This is a genomic window from Streptomyces sp. NPDC093598 (genome assembly GCF_044764825.1).
In the GTDB taxonomy this organism is placed as follows: domain Bacteria; phylum Actinomycetota; class Actinomycetes; order Streptomycetales; family Streptomycetaceae; genus Streptomyces.
Map to the genome: position 1 here is coordinate 289996 of NZ_JBIWIV010000007.1, position 25055 is coordinate 315050.

Genomic DNA, 25055 nt, shown 5'->3' on the forward strand with positions numbered 1-25055 from the left:
CCGGAGGGCCCGCCTCAGGCGGCCGGAGGCGGAAGAACGAGTGCGTTCGAAGGCATGATCGACACCCTATGCGCTGGTCCCGCGCCCGGACAATTCCCTTTCCGGGCCGCCGCTCGCCACCGGCTGCGGGGAACCCTTGGCGGGCGCCGAGGACTGCGCGATGAACGCGCCCACCAGCACGATCACGCCACCGGCGATCTGCGGCGCGGAGAGGTGCTCGCCGAGCAGGACCCAGGCCAGGACGGTGGCGATGACCGCCTCGAGACAGGCCACGACCCCCGCGACCTGCGGGGAGAGCCGGCGCACCGAGACCACACCGGTGACGTAGGCGACGACCGTGGCGACGAGGACGATCCACGCCAGCAGGACGGCGGCGGCGACGGGCCTGCCGTCCATGCTCGCGGTGCCCTGGAGCACCGGCCAGTCCATGGTCCAGGGCCGGGCGACGACGGTCAGCACGGCCGCGCCGACGAGCAGCCCGTAGGCGATGACGCCGAGCGGGTCGGGCGCCTCGTCCCCGGCGCCGCTGCCCTGGTCCGAGAGCACGAAGTAGCCGACCTGGCAGCAGGCCGCGCCGAGCGCGAGGAGCAGCCCGAGGGCGTCGAAGCCGAGGCCCGACCAGACCTCGACGACACAGGCGAGTCCGCCGACCGCGAGGACGACACCGACGGCCGCGGCACGCGTCACGGGCCGCTTCTGCACGAACCGCACCCAGCCCAGCACGAGTGCGGGCGCCAGGTATTCGATGAGCAGCGCCACCCCGACGGGGATCCGGGAGAGGGCGGCGAAGTAGCAGGCCTGGACACCGGCGACGGCCAGCAGCCCGAACCCGGCGAGCAGCCCGGGTCGCCGGCGCAGCAGCGCTCGGTGCCGTACGGCGAGCGGCAGCATGACCAGGGCCGCCCCGGCCACGCGCAGCCACACCACGTGCAGCGGGTCCAGACCCGCCTCGATCAGCGGCTTGGCCGCGACACCGGATCCGCCGAAGGCCACCGCGGACAGGAGCGCGAGGCCGAGCCCCACACCCCTGCCGCGCCCGCTCGCGCTGCTGTCAGAGGTACGCACCGGCACATGATGGCAGGACATGACAGGAGCGTCATCCTCTATGGCACCTGTCTCACAGCCTGGACGGCGCGGACGGCCCCGGGCCGCGCCGCTCAGTGAGTGGCTTCGCCGCACTCCTCGGTGATGCCGGACCAGTCGTCCAGCCGGGCGTACACCTCGCGCGGGTCGATGCCGGCCCGTTCGAGCACCTCGACCGCGCGCGCCTGCGGGTCGACGACGATCGCCGCGAGCAGGTCGGTGCCACGGGCCGGTCCGCCGTGCTCGGCGGCGCGTTCACAGGCGTACTCCATGCAGGCGGCGGCGAGCGGGGAGAAGCCCGCCGCCCCCGTCACCACGGGGACGGCGCCGGAGTCCTCGACACCGCTCTGCCAGCGCAGGCCGTAGCCGATGCTGCGCTGGACGAGATAGCCGAGCAGCCGCGCGATCTGCGGTCCCTCACCGAAGACGGCACGCGCCTCGGGGTCGGACTCGAGCAGAGAGTGAAGCAGATGGGCGGTGTCGATCTGCCGGTCCCCGTCCCGGACCGCCCGGCGCCGGGCACCACCGACCACCGACGCCAGCTCGTCACTGAGCCTGGCATCGTTGTCCACGCGCTGAATGCCAAGCTCATGGGCCGACTGCCGGGGGGTACGGGGTTGCACATCCCCACCCCATCAGTCCCGCGGGGCCGGGTCATCCCCGGCGGGAAGCATCTTCGCGTCCCACGGGAAGTGGACCCGACAGGCCGCGATCTCCTCCTCAGGGAGGAGATCAGGCGGATTCGATGAGGCTCCGGCCTGGCTGACAGTTCGTCAGTATTGAACATTGCGGCCGCCGCGGCTACGTTCCGCGACACTCAGCCCGACACTCAGCCGGACACGAAGAGGTGGTCGCATGGCCGAAGTCAGCGCGGAGGCACGCATCGGGGCGCCGGCCGAGAGTGTGTGGACGAGACTCACGGACTGGTCCGCGTACGGCGAGTGGAACGCGACCCACACGAGCTTCCCGGCGGGCGGCCCCGAACCCCTCGAAGTGGGGGCGACGTTCCAGGAGAACATGCGGCTCATGAACTTCCCGGCCGAAGTGGCCTGGACCGTCGAGGAACTCCAACCGGCCCGCGTGCTCGCCATCCGCGGCAAGGGCCCGATGGCGGTGACCGTCGCGACGCGCTACACCCTCGTGCCCGACGGCGACGCCACGACGGTCCGCATCGACGGAGAGTTCACGGGCGCGACGGTGTCCCTGATGGCGGGCAAGCTCAAGGACTCCGCCACCGCGGCCCTGAACGAGTCGCTGCGCAGGCTGGACGGGCTGGTGACCTGAGCCCCCGGCACACAGAAGCGCCCCCGGACCACTCCGGGGGCGCTTGTCGTCCTGTGCGGTTCAGTCCTCGTCGGCGAGGATGAGATACAGCTTCTTGCGCGCTTCGTTGATGACACCGAGCGCCTTCTCCCGCTGCTCCTTGCTGCCGGTCTTCCAGACCTGGCCGAAGGCCTCCATCAGACCGAAGCCGGCCTGGCGGATCTCACCGAGAGCTTCCCAGTCGACCCCGCGGGAGGCCTCCTCCCAGGGCGCCTCGGGCCCCTCCTCGGCGGCCTCGCGGCCCGCCTCGGTGAGCGAGAACAGCTTCTTGCCGCCCTCGGACGCACTGGCGATCAGCCCTTCGTCCTCCAGCAGCTGGAGGGTGGGGTACACCGAACCGGGGCTGGGCTTCCACGCCCCGCCGCTGCGCTCGGCGATCTCCTGGATCATCTCGTAGCCGTGCATCGGCCGGTCCTTCAGCAGGGCCAGGATCGAGGCGCGTACATCACCGCGCCGCGCCCTGCCCCTCGGCCCCCCGCGTCCTCGTCCACCCCAGGGGCCCGGACCGAAGCCCGGTCCACCGGGTCCGCCCCAGCCGGGGCCGCCGGGCCCGAACGGACCGAAGGCCGCACGCAGCCCTTCGAAACCGCCCCGACCGGGATGCGGGCCGCCGTGTCCATGTCCACGCTCGAATCCGTGGGTACGCATCGAAGCCACTCTCCATTCCATCGTTGATCTGTCGCGATGCTTCAACGATATATCGGTACGACTGCGGAGGCAAGACCCGGCTCGTGGGTTCCGGTCGCCGGAACCGGGCCGCCACTCATGAATTGGCCTTGGCCTGCGGCTTCGGTGGAGCCCTAGCGTCGGGGCATGCGGATCCGAATCGTCGACGCCTTCACCGATCGCCCCTTCTCCGGCAACCCGGCCGGGGTCCTGCTCCTGACCGACACCGACGTCTTCCCGGACGACACCTGGCTGCAGAACGTCGCCCTGGAGGTCAACCACGCCGAGACGGCCTTCGCCCACCCCCTCCCCGAGGGCGCCGAGGCCGACTGGGCGCTGCGCTGGTTCACGCCGGCCGCCGAGGTGGCGATGTGCGGCCACGCGACCCTCGCCACCGCCCACGTGCTGCACACGACCGGCGCCCACGAGGGCCCGGTGCGGTTCGCCACGCGCAGCGGCGTCCTGGTCGCCACCCCCGCCGCGGACGGCTCCGTCACGATGGACTTCCCGACGGCCCCGCTCACCCGCCTCGATCCGCCCGACGGCCTCGCCGAGGCCCTGGGCACCGACCTGCTCACGGTCCTCGACACCGGCCCGACCGTCGGCGACCTGCTCCTCGAGGTGGCCGACGAGAAGACGGTGCACGCCCTCACCCCCGACCTGAAGAGGCTCGCGGCTCACTCCGAGCGCGGCGTCATCGCCACGGCCCGCGCCGAGGATCCCGCCCGGGGCTACGACTTCGTCTCGCGCTGCTTCTTCCCGAACGTCGGCATCGACGAGGACCCGGTGACCGGCAGCGCCCATACCGCACTCGCCCCGTTCTGGTCCGAGCGCCTGGGCCGTTTTTCCCTCACCGGACTCCAGGCCTCACCCCGCTCCGGCCGCGTCCGCACGGAGCTGCGGGGCGACCGCACCCTGCTGACCGGCAGGGCGGTCACCGTCATCGACGGCGACCTGCTGGCCTGAGACGAACGAAGGGGCGTACGACACCGCCGTACGCCCCTTCCCTCATCGCTTCACGCCGTCGGCAGCCAGCCCACCTTGCCCGCCAGCAGCGCGTACCCGACGAACGCGCCGATGTCGAGCAGTGAGTGGGCCACCACGAGCGGGCCGACCCGCCCCCACCGGCGGTAGAGCCAGACGAAGACGACGCCCATGACCATGTTCCCGACGAAACCGCCGATGCCCTGGTAGAGGTGGTACGAGCCGCGCAGAACGGCGCTGCCGGCCAGCGCGGCCGTCGGGGTCCAGCCCAGCCGGCCCATGCGGCGCAGCAGATAGCCGACGACGATCACCTCCTCCAGCACGGCGTTCTGGATCGCCGAGAGGATCAGCACCGGGTACTTCCACCACACCCCGGGCAGCGCCTCGGGCACCACGGTGAGGTTGAAGCCGAGGCCGCGGGCCGCGAGGTAGAAGGCGATGCCGGTGCTGCCGATGACGGCTGCGACCGCCGCCCCGCGGCCGAGGTCGGGCCAGGGGCGGGTGCGGTCGAAGCCGATCGTGCGCAGGCTCGCGTTCTCGCGCAGCAGGAAGTGCGCGACGAGCGCGACGGGCACGAGGGCCGTGGTGATCCCGAAGAGCTGCCAGGCGAGGTCGAGCCAGGGCCGGCCGGGAGCGGCCGAGGCGTTCATCGTGGCCGCCTGGTCCTTGAGCCCGCCCGGCTCGGTGACCGACCCGATGAAGCTGATCAGCGCGGACACTCCGCTCGCGCCCAGAGACAGCGCGAGGACGAGCAGTGTCTCGTTGCGGAGCATCCGCCGCGAGAGCCCCTGCCGGGGAATGGAATCGCCCACCGGGCTCGCCTCCGCCTGCACACCTGCCTCCACTTCACCGATCTGTCGGATCAGTATGGCGGCAGCGGGATGTCACCCCGGCGGCGGCGTCAGCCCAGCGACACCGGCTCCGGCAGTCCCACCGGCCAGCTGTGCACCGGCTCTCCCTTGTGCATCAGTTCGCGGTAGCGCCGGGTCGTGGCGGCCAGGGCGTCCTCCCGGGTAAGGCCCGCGTCCAGCGCCTTGTGGAAGGTGGCGGCCTGCCAGCTCGCCCCGTTCACCCGGCGCCGGCACCGTTCCTCGATCACTCCCAGGTACAGGTCGCGGTCGGCCGGTTCGACACCCCAGGCGTCCAGCCCGGACTCGGCGAGCGGCAGCAGCTCGTCGCGGATCAGGCTCACCGCGTCGACCTCGGCGGTGCCGCTGTACCGGCCGCGCCGTGGCCAGGTGAGGCGGGCGTCGATGCCGTCCCTGCACGCTGCGTCGAAGTTGGCGGCGGCCGCCTCGAACGGCATCCGGGACCACACCGGCCGGGACTCTTCCGCGAGCGCCCGGACGACTCCGTAGAAGAAGGCCGCGTTGGCGATGACGTCGATGACGGTGGGCCCGGCCGGCAGGACGCGGTTCTCCACGCGCAGGTGCGGGACGCCGTCGGCGATGCCGTAGACCGGCCGGTTCCAGCGGTAGATCGTGCCGTTGTGCAGGACGAGTTCGGCGAGCGAGGGCGTGCCGCCCTGGTCGAGGACCTTCAGTGGGTCCTCGTCGTCGCAGATCGGCAGCAGGGCCGGGTAGTAGCGCAGATTCTCCTCGAAGAGGTCGTACGCCGAGGTGACCCAGCGCTCCCCGAACCAGGTGCGCGGCCGGACGCCCTGGGCCTGGAGCTCGGGCGGGCGGGTGTCGGTGGACTGCTGGAACAGCGGGGGCCGCGACTCGCGCCACAGCTCGCGGCCGAACAGGAAGGGCGAGTTGGCGCCGACCGCGATCTGCGCGGCGGCGACCGCCTGGGCCGCGTTCCACACGTCGGCGAAGCGGGCGGGGGTCACCTGGAGGTGCAGCTGCACGGAGGTGCAGGCGGCCTCGGGCGCGATGGACTTCGAGGTGCAGCTCAGGTGCTCCACGCCGTCGATGTCGAGGGTGAACTCCTCGCCGCGGGCGGCCACGATCTGGTCGTTGAGGAGGGTGTAGCGGTCGACGTCGGAGAGGTTGGACGACACCAGGTCGTCACGGTCGAGAGTCGGCAGAATACCGATCATCACAATACCGGCGTCGACCTCTCCCGCTTTTCGGTCGGCATATGCCAGTGACGTGCGGAGTTCCTCCGCGAGCCGGTCGAATACCCGGCCCCCCAGACGGTGTGGGGGAATGTTCACTTCCAGGTTGAACATGGCGAGTTCTGTTTGGAAATCGCGGCTCGCGATGCGCTCGAGGACTTGCCCGTTCAACATTTTAGGCATGCCGTCGGAGCCCGCGAGATTCAATTCGATCTCCAGCCCCATGAGGTTCTTGGGGCGATCGAACCGCTTCTCCGCCAGGAGTCGCTCCAAGCCCGTCAGGCACTGACGCAGCTTGTCGCGGTAGCGCTGGCGATCGGACAGGTCGAACCGGCCTGCCACGACCTTCTCCCCCATCGAAGCGTCCCTTCTCGGTGATACGGGCCGGGATCCGGCCGCCTGGGTCCCGGTCAGGTGGAGGATGCCCAGCGAAAGCGATCGATAACGTCCCCGGCGGGCCCGCCGACCGCTACGCTGGGCATGTGTGACCGGTGGCACATTCCCTCGGCATGACGCACCGGACAGGTTTCGGGCCCTGCCGGACTCGTGAAAAACGCCGACGAGAATAGGCCGACCGGTTCGCGGACATTCGCCGAGGTCATCGTCGTACACCTCCGCCCGGAATCGGGATAATTCTCGCGTATCGCCGACCGAATGTACCCTTGTTCTACTCACCGGAAACGGCTAGACGAAACACAGTTCGAACCCGTGTCGTATAAACTCCGCGAACAAGGCAGAAGGTTGGCGCCCACGGTCGATGGGTCCGGCCGTCGAGGCGACGCGGACCCCACCCCCCTCTCGTTCAGACCCGGCCCCTGCCTCTCTGACCCTCGTGAGCTGACAGCGCCGTCCGCCCCGCCCTCGCGCCACCGTGCCTTTGAATGAGAGGCGACCCACCATGCCGCTGCATGTCCCTCCGGCTCCCGCGCCCGCACTCCGTTCCGTCCTCACCGCGCTCTCCTCTCCCACAGCGGTCCGTGAAGCCCGAACTCCCTCCCTGCTCGGCACTCAGGGACCTGCCACACCCGAGCTCCCCCTGCCCGTCCACGTGCTCGACCACGTCACGGCCGAGGGCGCGTCCGCGACCCGGCTGGCCGGGTGGCGCTTCCTGATCCGCTGCGGTGATCGCGCCGTGGCCGCGGCGGAGACCATGCTGACTCCCGACGGCTGGGCTTTCTCCCACTTCTTCGAGGGCCCGTACATCACCTCCACGGAGCGCGCCCTGCGCCAGGCGGAGACGATGCCGCAGCCGTACCAGCCCCGTCTGCTGTCGGTGCCCGGCCTGTACATGCTGACGCTCTGGCTCCACGAGGACTGCACCGCCGACGGTGCCGCCGGCCACCCCGCCGCCACCGACCTGCTCGTCCCGCTGGCGCCCGCACCCCCCGGCATCGCGGCCCATCGTCCGCACCGGGTCGCCGAACTCCTCCCGGTGCTGACCCACCGGGTGACTCCCACCAGACTGCTCGGCTCACCCGCCTGAAAAGCCACGACGTTCCCCGTGCCCCGTCGCCGAATTCCGGCGGCGGGGTCGGTCATGTGACGCCCGGACGCTCGCACGATCGCCTTTCCGCTCAGACGATCGCTCGTACGAGCATCAAATGGCTCGTACGAGCCAGAATTGCCGCCGACCCGAGCGGACTAGCCCCATCCGGCCACTGCGAACCACCCGAAGGGACAGTCCAGTTGGAGTGAACCGTCCGCGTGGGTGACGCGTCCTGAACCTGTGAGAGGCGGTGCCGCGAAATCCCTGCGGATTGACGCCCGTGGGGCAACACTGGGTTCCGACGACTTAAACAACGGGGGGCGGCCATGAGCGATACTTCCAGCCGCGGAACAGACACGACAGCCAACTCGACCCACTCGGTCTCATCGTCCATCTCGACCCAGCGAAAGATCCCACCCATGTGCCAGCACCAGACCCAGTGCCCCTCAGCCGACTCCGCCGACCGGGAATCCGCCCGCCTCGTGGCGCACCACCCGGAGCAGGGATGGAGCCTGCTGTGCAACGGCGTGGTGCTCTTCGAGGACACCGGCGAACTCCTGCCGGACGGCCGGGTCATCGCCCCGCACCGTCCGCTGGCCGGCCAGGTGATGACGGCCGCCTGAGGCCGCTCGGCGGGGGGACGCCCCGCCGCCCGACATGAGGGGCCGGCCGTGGGACACCCTGCGAACCGGCCCCGACGCATGTCCGGAGGTCGTCACGTAAGGTCACCACCCGCGACGTCCCGTTCCCGGCTCGTAGCCTTCCCACGGCTGCCCGTTTTCCGGAAGACTCCTGGAAGTTTCGCGGTCACCCGTCGACGGAGGTGGGGCAAGTGGGAGCACGTGAGGCCGACGCCGCAGGCAAGGTCACGATCACGGAGATCGCCCGGCAGGCCGGGGTCTCCGTACCGACCGTGTCCCGGGTCGTCAACGGCCGGTCCGACGTGTCGCCGCAGACCCGGGCCCGTGTCGAGGACCTGCTGCGCCGGCACGGCTACCGCAAACGCCCCGCGGCCCCGGGCGCCCGTGCCGCCCTGCTCGATCTGGTCTTCAACGACCTCGACAGCCCCTGGGCCGTGGAGATCATCCGCGGAGTCGAGGAGGTCGCGCACGCGGCCGGGGTCGGCACGGTGGTGTCGGCCATCCACGGGCGCTCCGGCGACGCCCGCGAGTGGATGCGCAACCTGAGGGCCCGCGCCTCCGACGGCGTCATCCTCGTCACGTCCGCCCTGGATCCGACGCTGCACGAAGAGCTGCGGATCCTCGGCGTGCCCCTGGTGGTCGTCGACCCGGCGGGCTCCCCCTCCCTGGATGCCCCCACGATCGGCGCCGCGAACTGGTCGGGCGGTCTGGCGGCCACCGAGCACCTGCTGTCCCTCGGACACCGGAGGATCGGCCTGATCGCCGGCCCGTCCCGCCTGCTGTGCTCCCGGGCCCGCCTGGACGGCTACCGCGCGGCCCTGGAAGGCGCCGGCATCACGATGGACGCGTCCCTCGTCGTCACCGGCGACTTCCGCCCCGAGTCCGGCTTCACCGCCTGCACCGCCCTGCTCGACCTGCCCGAGCCGCCGACCGCCCTCTTCGCGGCCAGCGACCAGATGGCACTCGGCGCGATCGAGGCACTGCGCCGGCGCGGGCTGCGGGTGCCGCAGGACATGAGCGTGGTCGGTTTCGACGACCTTCCCGAAGTCCGCTGGTCCGCGCCGCCCCTGACGACGGTCCGCCAGCCCCTGGCCGACATGGGCAAACTGGCCGTGCGCACGGTGCTCCGGCTGACCCGCGACGAGCAGCCCGACTCACCGCGGGTGGAGCTGGGAACCGACCTGGTGGTCCGGGCGAGCACAGCACCTCCGGCCTGACCTCGGCGCGAGGAACGGCGCCCCGCCACCCCCTGTCCGGCAGGGCGCCGCCCACCCCCGCTACCTCCCTCCGAGCGCCTCACGCAGAGCGAAGTACGCCGGCTTCCGCCGCAGTTCCTCGTCCCACGGCAGCGCCGCACCCTCCCCGGGGAAGAACGCCGGGATCCACGAGTACTTGTCGGTGTAGTCCCACAAGGTGATGCCGACGCACCGGCGGACCGCCAGGCACGCCTCGGTCAGGTCGGCGTACCACTCGGCCTGCTGGGCCAGTTTCTCCTCGGTCGCGGGCAGTTGCATCCGTATGTCGACCTCGGTGAGCGCGGTGTCGAGGCCGAGCCGCGAGAAGCGGCGGAGGTTGTCCTCCAGGGTGGCCGGATAGCCGTACTGCAGGGCCAGATGGGCCTGGAGGCCGATGCCGTGCAGCGGGACGCCCGCGGCCTTCAGCTCCTTGGCCAGCTTGTAGTACGCGTCGCTCTTCGGGCCGATCCCCTCGATGTTGTAGTCGTTGAGGTACAGCTTGACCCGCGGATCGGCCTGGTGCGCCCAGCGCAGTGCGTCGGCGATGTAGCCGGGGCCGAGCGTCTTGTAGAACACCGACTCGCGGTAGGTGCCGTCCTCGTTGAACGCCTCGTTGACGACGTCCCAGGCGAACACCTTGCCCCGGTAGTGCCGTACCTCCGTCTGGATGTGCTTCTTCAGTACGGACCTCAGCTCGGGGGCCGTCCACTCCCTGCTCGTGATCCACCCGGGCAGCTGGCTGTGCCAGACCAGGGTGTGGCCGCGCACCTTTTGCCGGTTGGCCCGGGCGAGATCCACGATCTCGTCGCCCTGGGAGAAGTCGAACACACCCTGCTGGGGCTCGGTGGCGTACCACTTCATGCCGTTGCCGGGGGTGATCTGGTCGAACTCGCTGCCGAGCACGGCCGTGTACGGCCCGTCCACGAGCTCGGGGTTGTCGGTGGCGCTGCCGAAGTAGCGGCCGTGCCGCTGGGCGAGGTCGGCGAGGGTGGGCTGATGGTGCCCGGCCTGGGCGGGGGTGCCGGCGCCGATGCCGGCGGCGACCAGGAGCGCCGTGACGGCGCCGACGAGTCTCAGACGGTTCTTGCGCATGGTGCGACTCCTCACGACGGGGACGGGGAGAACAGAGCCGTACGTTCGCGGTGCGCGTCAGCCCTTGGTGGCGCCGGCGGTGAGGCCGCCGACGAGCTGACGCTCGGCGACCGAGTAGAAGGCGAGGGCGGGAACCATGGCCAGCACCAGGTAGGCGAAGACCTTGGCGTACTCCGCGGAGTACTGCCCCTGGAACTGCTGGACGCCGATCGGCAGCGTCCACCACTGGGCGTCGGTGAACACCAGCAGCGGCAGGAAGAAGTTGTTCCAGCTGGTGACGACGGCCAGCACGGAGACGGTGCCGAGCGCGGGCCGGGCCATGGGCAGCAGCACCCGCCAGAAGAAGCCGAACGAGCTGCACCCGTCGAGCGTGGCCGCCTCCTCCAGCTCACCGGGGATCTGCCGGAAGAAGCCCCGCAGGATGATGATCGTCATCGGCAGTCCGAAGGCGGCCTGCGGGAGGATCACGCCGAGGGGGTTGTCCAGCAGGTCCAGCGAGCGCAGCAGCAGGAACAGCGGCAGGGCGGCCACCGCGAACGGGAACATCAGCCCCATGGTGAACAGGGTGAAGAGCGCCTCCCGGCCCCGGAAGGCGAACCGCGCGAAGGAGAAGGCCGACAGGGCGGAGACCGCGACGACCAGGACGGTCGTGCCCACGGCGATCAGCGTGCTGTTGCCGATCAGCCGCCAGAAGTCCCCCGAGCCGAGGATCTGGGTGTAGTTGGAGGTCACCCACGACTCGGGCAGGCCGACCGGGTTACGGGAGAGCTCGTCGGTGGACTTGAAGCCGGAGAGCGCGGCATACAGGAGGGGGACGGCCATGACCGCTCCGACGACGGTCAGGACGAGGTGCAGGCTCCAGGTCTTCCTGCCCCCACGGATCTTCTGACTCGCTGTCACTTTCCGTCACCCCGCATGGTCGTGGTGGCCCCTTCCAGATCGCGCCGGAGGACGAACCGCTGGTAGGCGAGGGCGAAGACGAGGCTGATGCCGAACATGACCACGCTGATCGCGCTGGCGTAGCCGACCTGATAGCGCTTGAAGCCGTACTGGAACATGGTCACGGCCATGGTTTCCGAGTGATGGTCGGGACCACCCGCGGTGGTGACCCACACCAGGTCGAAGAGCTGGATCGACCCGATGACCGACAGGAACACGCTGATGCGCAGGGTGGGCGCGAGCAGCGGCAGCGTCACGTTGCGGAACCGCTGCCAGGCACTCGCCCCGTCGATGAGCGCCGCCTCCGTGAGTTCCCGGGGAACGGCCTGGAGCCCGGCCAGGTACAGCATCATGTGGAAGCCGAAGTACTTCCAGGTCATGACCAGGAACACGGTGGCCATGACGGTGGACGGATCCGCGAACCACTCCCCGCCCAGCCCGTCCAGCCCGATCCTGCCGAGGACCTGGTCGGCGAAGCCGTCGTCCGGGGCGAAGATCATGCCGAAGAGGATGCCGGTGATGGCCTCGGACAGGACGTACGGGGCGAAGAACAGCATCCGGTACACCGCCCGGCCGCGCATCCGCTGGTTGAGCAGGACGGCCATGGCGAGCGCGAACGGCAGCTGGAGGGCGAGCGACAGCACCACCAGGACCAGGCAGCGCCACAGGTCGCCGAGGAAGACGTCGTCCTGGAAGAGCCGGGTGAAGTTCTCGCCGCCGATGTGGTCGGAGGGCATGCCGAAGCCGCCCCAGCGGAAGAACGCGGCGTACAGGGCGAACAGCATCGGCAGCAGCACGAGCCCCATGAACAGCACCAGGGCGGGGAGCTGGAAGCCGACCGCGGTGAGCCAGTGCAGCGCGCGTCGCCGGGCCCGCCCGTCGGGCCGGTCAGCCGCCGGGGGCGGGGAACCGGTGCCGGGGCCGGTCCGTTTGTCCGGCAGGAACGTGGAGGTCATCGCCGGCTACTGCTCTTCCTTCGCGGTCCTGGTGATCGACTGGGCGACCTGCCCGGGTGACTTGGAGCCGGCGATGAGCGCGGCCACGCTGTCGTTGACCTCCTGGCCGACGGCGGGCGCGTAAGCCTGGTCGAGGTAGAGCTGGAAGCCGGTGGCCGCCTTCAACTGTGCCTGTACGGCCTTGATGTTGGGGTCGGCGATGGCGCTCTCGGCCGCCGGGACCACGGGCAGGACACCGGTCTTCTTGACCAGCTCCAGGTCGGTGGCCTCGGACGCGAAGAACTCGAGGAAGTCGACGGCTGCCTGCGGGGCGCCCCGGCGCAGAGCGTGTCCGCCGCCCCCGCCGAACACCTCGGTGATGGCGCCCTTGCCGCCCTCGACCGCGGGGAACGGGAAGAAGCCGAGGTCCTTGCCGAGGCCCTTGCCCGCGTCGGCCTGCACGGTGGGCGCCCACTGGCCCATCAGCTCCATGGCCGCCTTGCCGTTGCCGACGGTGGCGGCCTGCCCGGTGGGCGAGGAGTAGGCGGCGCCCAGGAAGCCCTTCTGGAACGGCTGGAGAGCGACGAGTTCGTCCAGGTGCTCGCCAGCCTCGACGAACGGGGCGCCGGTGAAGTCCTTGTCCTCGTAGGCCTTCTGCAGCGCTTCGGCGCCGGCGGTGCGCATCGCCAGGTAGGCCCAGTAGTACATGCCGGGCCACTTCTCCTTGCCGGCCAGGGCCAGGGGTGTGACCTCGGCGGTCTTCAGCTTGCGTACGGCGTCCAGGAAGCCGTCCCAGGTGGTCGGCGGCTCGGCGATGCCGGCCTTCTTGAAGAGCGCCTTGTTGTACCAGAAGCCGATCATGCCGATGTCGAACGGGATGCCGTAGACCTTCTCGTCGAGCAGGTACGGCTCCTTGGCGACCGGGAGCAGGGCGTCGGCCCACGGCTTGGTCCGGTCCGTGAGGTCCTCGACGAGTCCGGCGTCGACCTGCTGTTTCAGTACGCCGCCGCCCCAGGTGTGGAAGAGGTCGGGCAGCTTCCCCGAGGCCGTCAGGGCCGTCATCTTCGACTTGTAGGCGTCGTTCTCCAGCTGGACGATCTTTATCTTGACCTTGGGGTTCTGCGCCTCGAACTTCCGGGCGAGGGCGGCCCAGACGTCCTTGGCCGGCTGGGTGGTGGAGATGTTCCACCACTCGATCGTGGTCGTGCCGGACGCCCCTCCGTCCGAGTCCCCGCCGCATGCGGTCAGTGCCGTGGTTGCCAGACCGGCCGCGGCGGAGGCCGCCAGGAAGCAGCGGCGAGACAGTGCCGGGTCGCCCATCATGCGCTCCTCGAAAGTTTCGAATGAGATCCAGAAAGCTTCGCTGTTGCCGCACCCTAGAGACAGCGGCCAAACGGTGGCAACCCCTTGGGCACGGTGAATCTTTCGTCGACAAAGGGACGGGATGAGCGGGACGAAACATTCGAAGTAGCAGTCGAACCTTACGAAGTCGGCGCAGCGGTGATCACACAGGGTGTCGCCCACGCGCCGACGGATCGACGCCCCGCTCCCCTCCGGCAGGGCCGTCCCACGCCCTCTCAGCTCGCGTTTTCACAGGTGCGGCGGTCTCGGCCATCAGTCTTAACGGAAGCTTGACGCGCACGGCCCCCTCATCCACGGGCCACGGCATCACGCTCCGCTTACAGTGATCGGGCCGTCCAGTGATGGCCGGAACCACGCTGAGCCGCACATCGGGAGCACGTCGATGGCCACCACCGAGCACCCGGCACCGAGCCGTCCTGAGCCCACCCCACCCAGCCGCCTGCGCGCCTGGATGCTGGAGGGCCTGTCCGACATGGGCAAGGGCGGCGGCCACACCGGGCCCCATGCCGAACCGGAGCCCCCGCACCGGGGTCAGCCCTGGTGGCGGGTGATGTGCCTGACCGGCGTCGACTACTTCTCGACCCTCGGCTACCAGCCGGGCATCGCGGCCCTCGCCGCCGGACTGCTGTCACCGATCGCGACCATCGTCCTGGTCGTCGTCACGCTGGCCGGTGCCCTGCCCGTCTACCGCCGCGTGGCCGAGGAGAGCCCGCACGGCGAGGGCTCGATCGCGATGCTGGAGCGGCTGCTCTCCTTCTGGCAGGGCAAGCTGTTCGTACTGACCCTGCTGGGCTTCGCCGCCACCGACTTCCTCATCACCATCACCCTGTCGGCCGCCGACGCCTCCACCCACCTCGTCGAGAACCCGCATCTGACCGGTGTCCTGCACGACCGGCAGATGCTGATCACCCTGGTCCTGGTGGCGCTGCTCGGCGCGGTGTTCCTCAAGGGCTTCCTGGAGGCGATCGGCGTCGCGGTCGCCCTCGTCGGTGCCTACCTCGCCCTGAACGTGGTCGTGGTGGCCGTCGGCCTCTACCACGTCATCACCGCGGGTCATGTGGTCACCGACTGGTCGAACGCCCTCACCACCCAGCACAGCAACGTCTTCGCCATGATCGGCGTCGCCCTGCTCGTCTTCCCGAAGCTGGCACTCGGCCTCTCCGGGTTCGAGACCGGCGTCGCCGTGATGCCGCACGTCAAGGGCGACCCGGACGACACCGAGGCACGGCCGAGCGGCCGCATCCGTGACACGAAGAAGCTGCTCACCACGGCCGCTCTGATCATGAGCGTCTTCCTGATCACCACGAGCTTCATCACCACGCTCCTCATCCCGGAGAAGGAGTTCGAGGCGGGCGGCCAGGCCAACGGCCGTGCGCTGGCATACCTGGCGCACGACTACCTGGGCAACACCTTCGGCACCGTCTACGACGTCTCGACGATCGCCATCCTCTGGTTCGCCGGCGCCTCCGCGATGGCCGGCCTGCTCAACCTGATGCCGCGCTACCTGCCCCGCTACGGCATGGCCCCGCACTGGGCCCGCGCGGTACGGCCCATGGTCATCGTCTTCACCCTGATCGCCTTCCTGGTCACCTGGATCTTCGACGCCGACGTCAACGCCCAGGGCGGCGCCTACGCCACCGGTGTGCTGGTCCTCATCAGCTCCGCCGCGATCGCGGTGACCATCGCCGCCCGCAAGGCCCGCCAGCGGAACTGGACCATCGGGTTCGCGGTGATCTCCGCGGTGTTCCTCTACACGACCGTGCTCAACGTCATCGAGCGCCCGGACGGCGTGAAGATCGGCGCCTGCTTCATCGCCGGCATCATCCTGGTCTCCCTGCTGTCCCGGCTGGCCCGGGCGTTCGAACTGCGCGTGACCAGCGTGACGCTGGACGACATGGCGCAGCGCTTCGTCCGGGACATGGCCAGCCGCCGGATACGGTTCATCGCCAACGAGCCCGACCGGCGCGACATCGCCGAGTACCGCGACAAGATCGAGCAGATCCGGCACGACAACGACGTACCGGGCCAGGAGGACTTCGTCTTCGTCGAGGTGACGGTCACCGACCCGTCCGAGTTCGAGGCGGGCCTGACCGTACGCGGAGAGGTGCTGCACGGCCGCTACCGCGTCCTGACCCTGGAGTCGTCCTCCATCCCGAACGCCCTGGCCGCTCTCCTGCTGTACGTCCGCGACGCGACCGGCCGCACCCCCCACATCTACTTCGAGTGGACCGAGGGCGGGCCCTTCGCCAACCTCCTGCGCTTCTTCCTGTTCGGCCAGGGCGAGGTCGCCCCGGTGACCCGCGAGGTGCTGCGTGAGGCGGAACCGGACCGAAGGCGGCGGCCGAGGGTGCACGTGGGCTGAGTCAGGCCGTCCCTCTCCTGCGGCCGAGGCCCCGGCGCGGCGGCCGCACCACGACCTGCCCGAAGTCGATCTCACCGGTGATCCGAACGCGCAGCAGGACCGGGGCGTCAGCCGGCCGGCGGGCCTTGATCCCGGAGTAGTTCACCACCAGGTCGCCGGTGTCCACCACGACCCCCGGCCGGGTCAGCAGCTTCAGGGCGCCGGCGCGCAGATCCACATCGATGTCCAGCGTGTCGTGCGTGATCACCGCGTCGGAGAAGTCGAGCGTCACCTCGCCCCACGCCGAACGGATCTCCAGCCGCCGCGGCACCACCCAGCCGTCGCCCCGTCGGATGGAGGCCCTCCTGCCGGATCCGGACGATGTCCTCGGCCTCGCCGGATGTCCCACCGGCCACCGCGGGCAGATCCGCCGTCAGCACGGCGAGCTCGACCACTGACGCTATATCGCGTTATACCCAACGGCCAACCCCGCATCCACCGTTCCCTTCCCCCGCCCCATATCGTGACCGGCATGCAGTCCTACACGATCGGCCAGGCAGCGCGGCTGCTCGGCGTGAGCCCGGACACCGCCCGGCGCTGGGCGGACGCGGGCCGCGTCACGACCCACCGCGACGAGGCCGGGCGACGGCTCATCCACGGGCGGGACCTGGCCGCCTTCTCGGTCGAACTCGCCCGGTCCGGCGCCGCCGAGGAGGACGCCCCGTACACCTCGGCCCGCAATGCCTTCCCCGGCATCGTCACCGCGGTCAAACTCGGCGACGTCGCCGCCCAGGTCGAGATCCAGGCCGGCCCGCACCGGCTCGTCTCCCTGCTCACCCGCGAGGCGGTGGAGGAACTGGGCCTGGAGGTCGGCATGGAGGCGACGGCCCGCGTGAAGTCGACGAACGTCCACATCGACCGCGTCTGAGCCCGGGGTGACAGTGCGGGCGACGCAGACGCACGCATACCGGGCCTGACGCACCCGCGGGGCTACCGTGCGCCTATGAGCCTGAGCATCCGCAACCAGCTCCCCGGCACCGTCACCGACGTCACCCCCGGCGAGGCCATGGCGACCGTCAGGGTCCGCCTCACCGGCGGCCAGGACCTCACCGCGGCGATCACCCGCGAGGCGGCGGCAGACCTCCGCCTCGCTCCCGGGAGCGCCGTGCGCGCCCTGATGAAGTCGACGGAGCTGTCGCTGGCCACGGCCCCCGTCGAGGGCCTGTCGATCCGCAACCAGCTCCCCGGTACGGTCACGGACGTCGCGGCCGGGGAGGCCATGGCGTCCGTCCGCGTCACGGTCGAGGGCGGCGAGCTGACCGCCGCGATCACCAGGGACGCCGCGGACGATCTCGCCCTGTCGCCCGGGATCCCCGTCGTCGTCCTGATCAAGGCGACCGAGGTGTCACTCGCCACCGCATGACTCGCCGGCGAACGGCGAGAGGGGCCCCGCACCGCGGAGCCCCTCCCTGTGACCGGTCCGCCGGTCAGTCCTCGTACGCGTCCAGCGGCGGGCAGGAGCACACGAGGTTCCGGTCGCCGAAGGCCTGGTCGATGCGGCGCACCGGCGGCCAGTACTTGTCGGCGGTCGACACCCCGGCCGGGAACACGGCCTCCTCACGGCTGTAGGCGTGCTCCCACGCCCCGGCGAGCGCGCCGGCGGTGTGCGGGGCACCGCGCAGCGGGTTGTCGTCGGCGGGCCACTCGCCGGAGCCGACCTTTTCGATCTCCGCGCGGATGGCGATCATCGCCTCGCAGAACCGGTCCAGCTCGGCCAGGTCCTCGGACTCCGTCGGCTCGATCATCAGCGTCCCGGCCACCGGGAACGACATGGTCGGCGCGTGGAAGCCGTAGTCGATCAGCCGCTTGGCGATGTCGTCGACGCTCACTCCGGTCGCCTTGGTCAGGGGCCGCAGGTCGATGATGCACTCGTGGGCGACGAGACCGCCGGGGCCGGTGTAAAGCACCGGGTAGTGCGGCTCCAGCCGCTTGGCGATGTAGTTGGCACTGAGCACGGCCACCTGCGTGGCCCGCTTCAGCCCCTCACCGCCCATGAGCCGGACGTACGCCCACGAGATCGGGAGGATGCCGGCGGAGCCCCACGGCGCCGCGGAGATGGGACCGACGCCCGTCTCCGGGCCCGCCTCGGGCTGCAGGGGGTGGTTCGGCAGGTAGGGGGCGAGGTGCTCGCGCACCGCGACCGGGCCGACGCCGGGACCGCCGCCGCCGTGCGGGATGCAGAAGGTCTTGTGCAGGTTCAGGTGCGAGACGTCGCCGCCGAAGTGCCCGGGCTTGGCGAGCCCGACGAGCGCGTTGAGGTTGGCCCCGTCGACGTAGACCTGCCCGCCCGCCTCGTGCACCTGCGCGCAGATGTCGGCGACGTGCTCCTCGAACACACCGTGCGTGGACGGGTACGTGATCATCAGCACGGCCAGCTCGTCGCGGTGCTGCTCGATCTTCGCCCGCAGGTCCTCGACGTCGATCTCGCCGTCCTCGGCGGTCTTCACGACGACGACCTTCATGCCCGCCATCACCGCGCTGGCGGCGTTGGTGCCGTGCGCGGACGACGGGATCAGGCACACGGTGCGCTGCTCGTCCCCGTTGGCCCGGTGGTACCCGCGGACGGCGAGCAGACCGGCCAGCTCGCCCTGTGACCCGGCGTTCGGCTGGAGGGACACCTTGTCGTAGCCGGTGACCTCGGCGAGCCGGTCCTCCAGCTCATGGATGAGCGTGAGGTAGCCCGCGGCCTGCTCGGCGGGCGCGAAGGGGTGCAGCTGCCCGAACTCGGGCCAGGTGACCGGCTCCATCTCCGTGGTCGCGTTGAGCTTCATGGTGCAGGAGCCCAGCGGGATCATGCCCCGGTCGAGCGCGTAGTCGCGGTCGGCCAGCCGGCGCAGGTAGCGCAGCATGGCGGTCTCGGAGCGGTGCTGGTGGAAGACGGGGTGCGTCAGGTAGTCGTCGGTCCGCAGCAGGGCGTGCGGAAGCCCCTCCTCCGTGGCCGCGTCCAGCGCCTCGACGACACCCTCGACCCCGAAGGCGGCCCACACGGCCCGCAGCTGGGCACGCGTCGTGGTCTCGTCGCAGGCGATCGAGACGTGGTCGGCGTCGACGAGACGCAGGTTGACCCCGTTGTCCCGGGCGGCGGCCACGACCTCGGCGGCGCGGCCCTCGACCCGCACGGTCAGGGTGTCGAAGTAGGCGCCGTGCACGACCTCGACGCCGCCGTTCGCCAGCCCGGCGGCGAGGACGGTGGCGTACCGGTGGGTGCGCCGCGCGATGCCCTTCAGGCCCTCCGGGCCGTGGTAGACGGCGTACATGCCCGCCATGACGGCGAGCAGCACCTGAGCGGTGCAGATGTTGCTGGTGGCCTTCTCCCGGCGGATGTGCTGCTCACGGGTCTGCAGCGCCAGCCGGTAGGCCTTGTTCCCGTCGGCGTCCACGGAGACGCCGACCAGCCGCCCGGGCAGGCTGCGCGCCATCTTGTCCTGGACCGCCATGTAACCGGCGTGCGGTCCGCCGAAGCCCATCGGCACACCGAAGCGCTGCGTCGTGCCGACCGCGATGTCCGCCCCGAGCTCACCGGGCGACTTCAGCAGCGTCAGCGCCAGCAGATCGGCGGCGACGGTGACGAGCGCCCCGAGCTCGTGCGCCCGGTCGATGACCGGCTTGATGTCCCGCACGGCACCGGAGGCGCCCGGGTACTGGATCAGCACGCCGTTGATCTCGCGCTCGGCGACCTCGGCGGGGATGCCGTCGCCGAGGTCGGCGACGACGACCTCGACGCCCGTCGGCTCCGCGCGGGTCTGGATCACGGCGATGGTCTGCGGCAGCGCGTCCGCGTCGACCAGGAACAGGCCCTTCTTGTTCTTGCCCAGACGCCGCGACAGCGCCATGGCCTCGGCGGCCGCGGTGCCCTCGTCGAGCAGGGAGGCACCGGAGGTCGGCAGTCCGGTCAGATCGGCGACCATCGTCTGGAAGTTGAGCAGCGCCTCGAGCCGGCCCTGCGAGATCTCCGGCTGGTACGGCGTGTAGGCCGTGTACCAGGACGGGTTCTCCATGACGTTGCGCAGGACGACCGGCGGCGTGAACGTGCCGTAGTACCCGAGGCCGATCATCGAGCCGAGGACCTGGTTGCGGTCGGCGAGGGAGCGCAGCTCGGCGATCACCTCCGCCTCACTGCGGGCACCCGGCAGGTCCAGTGCCTCGGCGCTCGCGATCACGGCCGGGACCGCGGCGGTGGTGAGTTCGTCCAGCGAGCCGTAGCCGACCTGCGCGAGCATCTTGGCGCAGGCCTCGTGGTCGGGGCCGATGTGGCGCTGCTCGAAGGGGACTGCCTCTTCGAGCTCGGAGAGCGGAATGCGGTGGGCGGTCATTGCGGAGGCCTCCTGGTCGACACGACCTTCGAGGGGCACCACGGCGCGGGTACCCGGACGGCCTCCCCCTCTGTCATCTCAACCTGAGAGCTTCACCGGAGCGCCCGAAGACGTCCGGCTTTCACCGTCGGTGAGAGCGGAAGCCGTCGACACCCGCCCTGCTTTCCAGAGTGACCTCGTCCGTGCGGTACGTGAGCCTGAGAGATTCCGGGGAGGATTTGCTCCTTCGGCGCCTCCGATGGTGTCTGGAGGACTCTCCCGCACGGGGTCAACAGCCGCTGCCAGCGTACCAGCGAGGTCAACGCACGAACCTTCGAGTGGCCGCATCCCCGCTTGTGCCGTTTTGTAGTGCTTACGGATGAGGTGCGACCATGTGGAGGGCCCGTGCGAACCGATATCGATCCGCGCAACCTGATCGGCCGCAAGGCGTTCGACCGCAACGGGACCAGGATCGGCACGATCGACGAGGTCTACCTCGACGACGCCACCGGCGAACCGGAGTGGGCGGCCATACGGACCGGCCTGTTCAGCAGGGACGCTTTCGTCCCCCTGGAGCCGAGCGAACTGATCGAGGGCGCCCTCCACGTCCCCTTCGACCGCGCCCTGATCAAGGACGCCCCCGACTTCGGCGTGGGCCGCCATCTCTCACCCGAGCAGGAACTGCAGCTCTACCACCACTACGGCCTCGACGTCGCCGCCCCGCCCCCGCTGCCGGACCACGACTTCGGCAAGCTGGCGGGCACCGACGAGACGGCCTGAGACCCCGCCCCGGGGGCCCCGCCTCCCGCTTCCGGCCCTCGTAACACCAACGGCAACGGATCCGCCGCCTCCAGCTCCGGATCGTCGACCCGGAAGGTCCGCACGCGCCCGGGCTCCGAGGAGGGCGTCTCGAAGCGGACGGTGACCCGCCCCAGGCCGCTGCCCTGCACCCATCCGTGGCCGAACTCGGCGTGCCGCACGTCGTGCCCGGCAGGCCATCTGCGCTCGGCGAGCGACGGCCGCTCCTCGGCCGGCGCGGCGGAGGGCTCCTCGACCGGGCCCTCCGCGACCGTCCGCTCCCCCGCCGCCTGCGCGAACAGGTCTTCCTGTGTGTAGTCGGCGAGCCCACTGACGCCCACCCCCAGCAGCCGCACCCCGCCCGTCGTGTCGACCGAGTCCAGCAATCTGCCCGCCGCCTCACGGATCACCGCCGGATCGTCCGTCGGCCCGCGCAGCGTCTCGGACCGGGTGAGCGTCGAGAAGTCGTAGCGCCGCACCTTCAGGACGATGGTCCGGCCCGACAACCCGGCTCCGCGCAGTCGCCGCACGCACCGCTCGGCGAGCCGCTGCACCTCCAGCCCGACCCGCGTCCGGTCGTGGATGTCCACGTCGTAGGTGTCCTCGACCGACACCGACTTCGCCTCGCGCTCCGCCACCACGGGCCGGTCGTCCCGCGCCAGGGCCATGGCGTACAGACCATGCCCGTGCGCCTTCCCCAGCAGCCGGACCAGCTCGTCCTCACCCGCCTCGACGATCTCCTCGACCGTGGTGATCCCCGCCCGCCGCAGGTGGTCACCCGTCGCCGGCCCCACCCCGGGCAGCGTCCGCACCGACATCGGCCCCAGCATCGCCCGCTCGGTCCCCGGCTCGATCACCACCAGCCCGTCGGGCTTGGCTTCCTCCGAGGCGATCTTCGCGAGCATCTTGGAGGCGGCGAGCCCCACCGACCCCGTGAGCCCCGTAGCGGCCCGGATGTCCGCGCGCAGCTTCACCCCGGCCAGCCGCGCCGACCGCTCGTCCCAGGCCACTCCCCCGGCCTCCAGGTCCACGAACGCCTCGTCCAGGCTCAGCGGCTCCACCAGCGGCGACAGCGCACGCAGCAGCTCCATCACGCGCTCGCTGATCGACCGGTAGAAGGTGAAGCGCGGCACGAGGTACGCGGCGTTGGGCGCGAGCCGCCGGGCCTGCCCCATGGGCATCGCCGAATGCACCCCGAAGACCCGCGCCTCGTACGAGGCGGTCGCCACCACGCCTCGCGGTCCGAGCCCGCCCACGACCACGGCCTTCCCGCGCAGACTCGGCTTGGACGCCTGCTCCACCGAGGCGAAGAAGGCATCCATGTCGAGATGCAGGATCGTGGGCGCGGTTCTCACACCTCCGATGCTGCCCTACGCCACTGACAACGCCCCGCGCGACTGCCCTGCCGGCCCCACGGGAAACCGCTTACGGCCCGGCGCGGAAACGTCCGGCCTCCTGCGGCCACGTGCGCCCCGCGCTGCCGGGCGGCTCAGACAGCGCGGTTCCGCCGACGCGCCAGTTCGTCCGCCGGATTGGGCCCGACCAGGGTCTCGCCGGTGTCGATCCGCTCGCCGTGCAGCTGGGACAGCGCGCTCTCGACGTCCCGCCACACCACGCCCACGGCGATCCCGAACACGCCCTGGCCTCCCTGGAGCAGGGCATGGACCTCGTCGGGCGAGGTGCACTCGTAGACCGTCGCGCCGTCGCTCATCAGCGTCATGCGCTCCAGGTCGCTGAAACCGCGTTCCCTGAGGTGCTGGACCGCCGTGCGGATGTTCTGCAGCGACACCCCGGTGTCGAGGAACCGCTTGACGATCTTCAGGACGACCACGTCCCGGAAGCTGTACAGCCGCTGCGTCCCGGACCCGTAGGCGGGGCGCACGCTCGGCTCGACGAGCCCCGTGCGGGCCCAGTAGTCCAGTTGGCGGTAGGTGATACCGGCGGCCGCACAGGCCGTGGGGCCGCGATAGCCGATCTGCTCGGACGCCATGGACGTCGTCCCTCCGCTGCTCGGCACCGCCGTCGGCCGCTGCGGAGCGTGATCGGCCGCGCCACCGGGCTGGGGGCACCCTCCACCCGGGAGGGGCCGTGAGCCGGGGGGAGGGTACGGACCGCTCGCCCTGAGACTGCGCTCGGGGCCGCCCCCAGCCGTACCGTCGCCGCTGCTTCTCACGCCGACCTCCGTCCTTGACCTGCCTTCTCGACGGTAGGCAGTCACCAGGGGTGCGTCAACGATCGCCACACTCGCCACGCCGAGTGATAATCACCCTGAGAGTGGTTTCCCGTGCCCCGCCGCGGGGAAAGGCTAGCCGAATGCCTTCGGCACGGGCCGTGTGACGCTCTCACTCGCCACCGGCACATGCGGGCATTTCACCCGTGACACATACGGCGGGCGGCCCTGCCGCGGACCACATCGTCCGCCGGGCCGCCCACACGCCTCTGAGATTCCTGCCGCCGACCGCGCGGCTCACTGACTGCTGCTGCCGAAGTCCTCCGGGGAGATCTGGTCGAGGAACTCGCGGAACTTCTCCACCTCGTCCTCCTGCTCGTCCGGGATCGCGATACCGGCGTCGTCGAGCACCGTGTCACTGCCGTAGATCGGCGTCCCGGTGCGCAGCGCGAGCGCTATGGCGTCGGACGGGCGGGCGCTCACCTCGACGCCGCTGGCAAAGACCAGCTCCGCGTAGAAGACGCCCTCACGCAGGTCCGTGATGCGCACTTCCGTGAGCTCCTGGCCGACCGCTTCCAGCACGTCCTTGAACAGGTCGTGGGTCAGCGGCCGCGCGGGAGCCATGCCCTGCTGGGCGAAGGCGATCGCCGTCGCCTCCCCCGGTCCGATCCAGATGGGGAGGTAACGGTCGCCTCCCACTTCACGCAGCAGCACGATCGGTTGGTTGGAGGGCATCTCGACCCGGACACCTACGACATCGAGCTCGTTCACACAGCAACCCTAGGCCGTGCTCGGGACGTTTGGGTAGTCGGGCCGGGATGAGGCGCCTGATCCGGCCCCCGGGCACCGGGCCCCGTCAGGGCAGCCGCACCCCGAGCGCCGTCTGCACCAGCGCGGCGTGCAGCTTCACCGTGAGCCCCGCCAGCTCCTTGATGCGGTCCTCGGCGTGAGCCCTGGTCTGCGGGTTCCGGTGCCGCCTCAGTGGGGCCACCACCTGGTCCACGAGCCCGGCCTCCCGGTCGGCGGCGGCCTTCATCACCCGCAGGTGCCTCGGCTCGATCCCGAACCGCCCGAGCTCGGCGATGAGCGAGGCGACCGTGACCGCCTCCGCGTCGTAGGCCCCGTCCTCCAGCGGAGTGAGCAACCCGTAGGACTCCCACTCCCTGAGCTCCTGCTCGTCGACGCCGGCGGCGGCGAGCAGCTCCGCACGCCCGATCCTGGCCGCCGTGGGCCCCTCGGGCGCGGGCTCACCGTCCCGCTGACGGCCCACGACCGGCAGCGGGACGGCATCACCACGCTCCATGGCCGCCAGGTGCTCCCGGATGACCTTCAGGGGCAGATAGTGGTCCCGCTGCATCCTCAGGACGTGACCGAGACGCTCGACGTCGCGGGCGCTGAACTTGCGATACCCCGACGGGGACCGCTGCGGCTCGATGAGCCCCTCCGACTCCAGGAAGCGGATCTTGGAGATGGTCACTTCGGGGAACTCGTCGCGCAGCACGTTCAGCACCGTGCCGATGCTCATCAGCCCACTGTCCGTGGCGGCGGTGCCGTGCCGGGCACCGCCGCTCGGTGTTTGAAGCATG

25 protein-coding genes and 1 riboswitch are annotated in these 25055 nt (G+C 70.7%); of the genes, 10 read left to right on the forward strand and 15 right to left on the reverse strand.

The genetic code is table 11. The features are described 5' to 3' along the window. Nucleotides 1-66: 66 nt before the first annotated feature. Both ACIRDU_RS22985 and ACIRDU_RS22990 read right to left on the reverse strand, forming a co-directional pair. Entirely contained in the window at nt 67-1071 is a 1005-nt protein-coding gene (locus ACIRDU_RS22985) for an EamA family transporter (protein WP_403582231.1), read from the reverse strand. Between the two features lie 86 nt (nt 1072-1157). After that, complete coding sequence (locus ACIRDU_RS22990; protein ID WP_403582173.1) at nt 1158-1706, reverse strand: Clp protease N-terminal domain-containing protein; 549 nt, start codon at nt 1704-1706, stop codon at nt 1158-1160. 232 nt (nt 1707-1938) lie between these two features. On the opposite strand from ACIRDU_RS22990, the gene ACIRDU_RS22995 reads away from it, so the two are divergent. Continuing rightward, entirely contained in the window at nt 1939-2367 is a 429-nt protein-coding gene (locus ACIRDU_RS22995) for an SRPBCC family protein (protein ID WP_403582174.1), read from the forward strand. Between the two features lie 60 nt (nt 2368-2427). Here the strand turns inward: ACIRDU_RS22995 and ACIRDU_RS23000 are convergent, their stop codons facing one another. Further along, a complete protein-coding gene (locus tag ACIRDU_RS23000; RefSeq protein ID WP_403582176.1) occupies nt 2428-3054 on the reverse strand; it encodes a PadR family transcriptional regulator in 627 nt (208 codons plus the stop codon). Between the two features lie 165 nt (nt 3055-3219). On the opposite strand from ACIRDU_RS23000, the gene ACIRDU_RS23005 reads away from it, so the two are divergent. Then, nucleotides 3220-4038 carry a PhzF family phenazine biosynthesis protein gene (locus tag ACIRDU_RS23005; protein ID WP_403582178.1) on the forward strand — a complete coding sequence of 273 codons (819 nt, stop codon included), beginning with the start codon at nt 3220-3222 and terminating at the stop codon, nt 4036-4038. A gap of 50 nt (nt 4039-4088) precedes the next feature. Here ACIRDU_RS23005 and ACIRDU_RS23010 read toward each other — a convergent pair whose 3' ends face one another. Together ACIRDU_RS23010 and ACIRDU_RS23015 are read right to left on the reverse strand one after the other, a co-directional pair. Then, nucleotides 4089-4889: a CPBP family intramembrane glutamic endopeptidase gene (locus tag ACIRDU_RS23010; protein WP_403582179.1), complete on the reverse strand. Its 801-nt coding sequence runs from the start codon at nt 4887-4889 to the stop codon at nt 4089-4091. A 68-nt stretch (nt 4890-4957) separates the two neighbouring features. Continuing rightward, entirely contained in the window at nt 4958-6475 is a 1518-nt protein-coding gene (locus ACIRDU_RS23015) for a glutamate-cysteine ligase family protein (RefSeq protein WP_403582181.1), read from the reverse strand. Nucleotides 6476-7016: 541 nt separating this feature from the next. Between ACIRDU_RS23015 and ACIRDU_RS23020 the strand changes: the two genes are divergently transcribed. The 3 genes from ACIRDU_RS23020 (at nt 7017) to ACIRDU_RS23030 (ending at nt 9462) form a co-directional block, all read left to right on the forward strand. Beyond that, nucleotides 7017-7601 carry a hypothetical protein gene (locus ACIRDU_RS23020; protein ID WP_403582183.1) on the forward strand — a complete coding sequence of 195 codons (585 nt, stop codon included), beginning with the start codon at nt 7017-7019 and terminating at the stop codon, nt 7599-7601. A gap of 422 nt (nt 7602-8023) precedes the next feature. Further along, nucleotides 8024-8227: a DUF5999 family protein gene (locus ACIRDU_RS23025; RefSeq protein ID WP_350705023.1), complete on the forward strand. Its 204-nt coding sequence runs from the start codon at nt 8024-8026 to the stop codon at nt 8225-8227. 209 nt (nt 8228-8436) lie between these two features. Continuing rightward, nucleotides 8437-9462 (forward strand): LacI family DNA-binding transcriptional regulator, encoded by a 1026-nt coding sequence (locus ACIRDU_RS23030; protein ID WP_403582185.1) that lies wholly within the window; start codon nt 8437-8439, stop codon nt 9460-9462. A gap of 60 nt (nt 9463-9522) precedes the next feature. Here ACIRDU_RS23030 and ACIRDU_RS23035 read toward each other — a convergent pair whose 3' ends face one another. The 4 genes from ACIRDU_RS23035 to ACIRDU_RS23050 all read right to left on the reverse strand — a co-directional run bounded on the left by ACIRDU_RS23035 (nt 9523) and on the right by ACIRDU_RS23050 (nt 13766). Beyond that, nucleotides 9523-10572 (reverse strand): endo-1,4-beta-xylanase, encoded by a 1050-nt coding sequence (locus ACIRDU_RS23035; protein WP_403582186.1) that lies wholly within the window; start codon nt 10570-10572, stop codon nt 9523-9525. 57 nt (nt 10573-10629) lie between these two features. Further along, complete coding sequence (locus ACIRDU_RS23040) at nt 10630-11394, reverse strand: carbohydrate ABC transporter permease (protein WP_403582233.1); 765 nt, start codon at nt 11392-11394, stop codon at nt 10630-10632. A 74-nt stretch (nt 11395-11468) separates the two neighbouring features. Further along, nucleotides 11469-12467 (reverse strand): carbohydrate ABC transporter permease, encoded by a 999-nt coding sequence (locus ACIRDU_RS23045; RefSeq protein WP_403582187.1) that lies wholly within the window; start codon nt 12465-12467, stop codon nt 11469-11471. A gap of 6 nt (nt 12468-12473) precedes the next feature. Next, nucleotides 12474-13766 (reverse strand): extracellular solute-binding protein, encoded by a 1293-nt coding sequence (locus ACIRDU_RS23050; protein WP_403582235.1) that lies wholly within the window; start codon nt 13764-13766, stop codon nt 12474-12476. A gap of 424 nt (nt 13767-14190) precedes the next feature. On the opposite strand from ACIRDU_RS23050, the gene ACIRDU_RS23055 reads away from it, so the two are divergent. After that, entirely contained in the window at nt 14191-16170 is a 1980-nt protein-coding gene (locus ACIRDU_RS23055; RefSeq protein WP_403582189.1) for an amino acid transporter, read from the forward strand. A gap of 1 nt (nt 16171) precedes the next feature. Here ACIRDU_RS23055 and ACIRDU_RS23060 read toward each other — a convergent pair whose 3' ends face one another. Beyond that, the gene (locus ACIRDU_RS23060) at nt 16172-16417 is read right to left on the reverse strand and encodes a hypothetical protein (RefSeq protein ID WP_403582191.1); all 246 of its coding nucleotides are present in this window, start codon (nt 16415-16417) and stop codon (nt 16172-16174) included. Between ACIRDU_RS23060 and ACIRDU_RS23065 the strand changes: the two genes are divergently transcribed. From ACIRDU_RS23065 to ACIRDU_RS23075, 3 genes are all read left to right on the forward strand, one after another. Next, the gene (locus ACIRDU_RS23065; protein WP_403582193.1) at nt 16410-16607 is read left to right on the forward strand and encodes a hypothetical protein; all 198 of its coding nucleotides are present in this window, start codon (nt 16410-16412) and stop codon (nt 16605-16607) included. The genes ACIRDU_RS23060 and ACIRDU_RS23065 overlap by 8 nt on opposite strands. A 74-nt stretch (nt 16608-16681) precedes the next feature. After that, on the forward strand, nt 16682-17077 hold the full coding sequence (locus ACIRDU_RS23070; RefSeq protein ID WP_403582194.1) for a molybdopterin-binding protein: 396 nt from the start codon (nt 16682-16684) through the stop codon (nt 17075-17077). Between the two features lie 75 nt (nt 17078-17152). Then, a complete protein-coding gene (locus ACIRDU_RS23075) occupies nt 17153-17572 on the forward strand; it encodes a molybdopterin-binding protein (RefSeq protein WP_403582195.1) in 420 nt (139 codons plus the stop codon). Nucleotides 17573-17636: 64 nt separating this feature from the next. On the opposite strand, the gene gcvP is transcribed toward ACIRDU_RS23075, so the two are convergent. After that, the gene (gcvP, locus tag ACIRDU_RS23080; RefSeq protein WP_403582196.1) at nt 17637-20522 is read right to left on the reverse strand and encodes an aminomethyl-transferring glycine dehydrogenase; all 2886 of its coding nucleotides are present in this window, start codon (nt 20520-20522) and stop codon (nt 17637-17639) included. Nucleotides 20523-20697: 175 nt separating this feature from the next. After that, nucleotides 20698-20793, reverse strand: a riboswitch (glycine riboswitch). A gap of 113 nt (nt 20794-20906) precedes the next feature. On the opposite strand from gcvP, the gene ACIRDU_RS23085 reads away from it, so the two are divergent. Next, nucleotides 20907-21281 carry a PRC-barrel domain-containing protein gene (locus ACIRDU_RS23085; protein ID WP_031143194.1) on the forward strand — a complete coding sequence of 125 codons (375 nt, stop codon included), beginning with the start codon at nt 20907-20909 and terminating at the stop codon, nt 21279-21281. Here the strand turns inward: ACIRDU_RS23085 and ACIRDU_RS23090 are convergent. The 4 genes from ACIRDU_RS23090 to ACIRDU_RS23105 form a co-directional block, all read right to left on the reverse strand. Continuing rightward, on the reverse strand, nt 21200-22654 hold the full coding sequence (locus tag ACIRDU_RS23090; protein WP_403582197.1) for a DNA polymerase IV: 1455 nt from the start codon (nt 22652-22654) through the stop codon (nt 21200-21202). The genes ACIRDU_RS23085 and ACIRDU_RS23090 overlap by 82 nt on opposite strands. A 134-nt stretch (nt 22655-22788) precedes the next feature. Continuing rightward, entirely contained in the window at nt 22789-23472 is a 684-nt protein-coding gene (locus tag ACIRDU_RS23095; protein ID WP_142165133.1) for a MerR family transcriptional regulator, read from the reverse strand. Nucleotides 23473-23766: 294 nt separating this feature from the next. After that, nucleotides 23767-24240, reverse strand: coding sequence for a bifunctional nuclease family protein (locus ACIRDU_RS23100; RefSeq protein ID WP_003988851.1), 474 nt, complete (start codon nt 24238-24240; stop codon nt 23767-23769). Between the two features lie 85 nt (nt 24241-24325). After that, nucleotides 24326-25054, reverse strand: a complete 729-nt coding sequence (locus ACIRDU_RS23105; protein ID WP_403582199.1) for a MerR family transcriptional regulator — start codon at nt 25052-25054, stop codon at nt 24326-24328. Between the last annotated feature and the right edge of the window lies 1 nt (nt 25055).

Excerpts from the sequence above, each read along its gene's own strand:
- ACIRDU_RS22995 (WP_403582174.1), top strand. The coding sequence starts at position 1,939 with ATGGCCGAAGTCAGCGCGGAGGCACGCATCGGGGCGCCGGCCGAGAGT.
- ACIRDU_RS23000 (WP_403582176.1), bottom strand. The coding sequence starts at position 3,054 with ATGCGTACCCACGGATTCGAGCGTGGACATGGACACGGCGGCCCGCAT.
- ACIRDU_RS23005 (WP_403582178.1), top strand. The coding sequence starts at position 3,220 with ATGCGGATCCGAATCGTCGACGCCTTCACCGATCGCCCCTTCTCCGGC.
- ACIRDU_RS23015 (WP_403582181.1), bottom strand. The coding sequence starts at position 6,475 with ATGGGGGAGAAGGTCGTGGCAGGCCGGTTCGACCTGTCCGATCGCCAG.
- ACIRDU_RS23020 (WP_403582183.1), top strand. The coding sequence starts at position 7,017 with ATGCCGCTGCATGTCCCTCCGGCTCCCGCGCCCGCACTCCGTTCCGTC.
- ACIRDU_RS23025 (WP_350705023.1), top strand. The coding sequence starts at position 8,024 with ATGTGCCAGCACCAGACCCAGTGCCCCTCAGCCGACTCCGCCGACCGG.
- ACIRDU_RS23035 (WP_403582186.1), bottom strand. The coding sequence starts at position 10,572 with ATGCGCAAGAACCGTCTGAGACTCGTCGGCGCCGTCACGGCGCTCCTG.
- ACIRDU_RS23040 (WP_403582233.1), bottom strand. The coding sequence starts at position 11,394 with ATGGCCGTCCCCCTCCTGTATGCCGCGCTCTCCGGCTTCAAGTCCACC.
- ACIRDU_RS23045 (WP_403582187.1), bottom strand. The coding sequence starts at position 12,467 with ATGACCTCCACGTTCCTGCCGGACAAACGGACCGGCCCCGGCACCGGT.
- ACIRDU_RS23050 (WP_403582235.1), bottom strand. The coding sequence starts at position 13,766 with ATGGGCGACCCGGCACTGTCTCGCCGCTGCTTCCTGGCGGCCTCCGCC.
- ACIRDU_RS23055 (WP_403582189.1), top strand. The coding sequence starts at position 14,191 with ATGGCCACCACCGAGCACCCGGCACCGAGCCGTCCTGAGCCCACCCCA.
- ACIRDU_RS23070 (WP_403582194.1), top strand. The coding sequence starts at position 16,682 with ATGCAGTCCTACACGATCGGCCAGGCAGCGCGGCTGCTCGGCGTGAGC.
- ACIRDU_RS23075 (WP_403582195.1), top strand. The coding sequence starts at position 17,153 with ATGAGCCTGAGCATCCGCAACCAGCTCCCCGGCACCGTCACCGACGTC.
- gcvP (WP_403582196.1), bottom strand. The coding sequence starts at position 20,522 with ATGACCGCCCACCGCATTCCGCTCTCCGAGCTCGAAGAGGCAGTCCCC.
- ACIRDU_RS23105 (WP_403582199.1), bottom strand. The coding sequence starts at position 25,054 with ATGCTTCAAACACCGAGCGGCGGTGCCCGGCACGGCACCGCCGCCACG.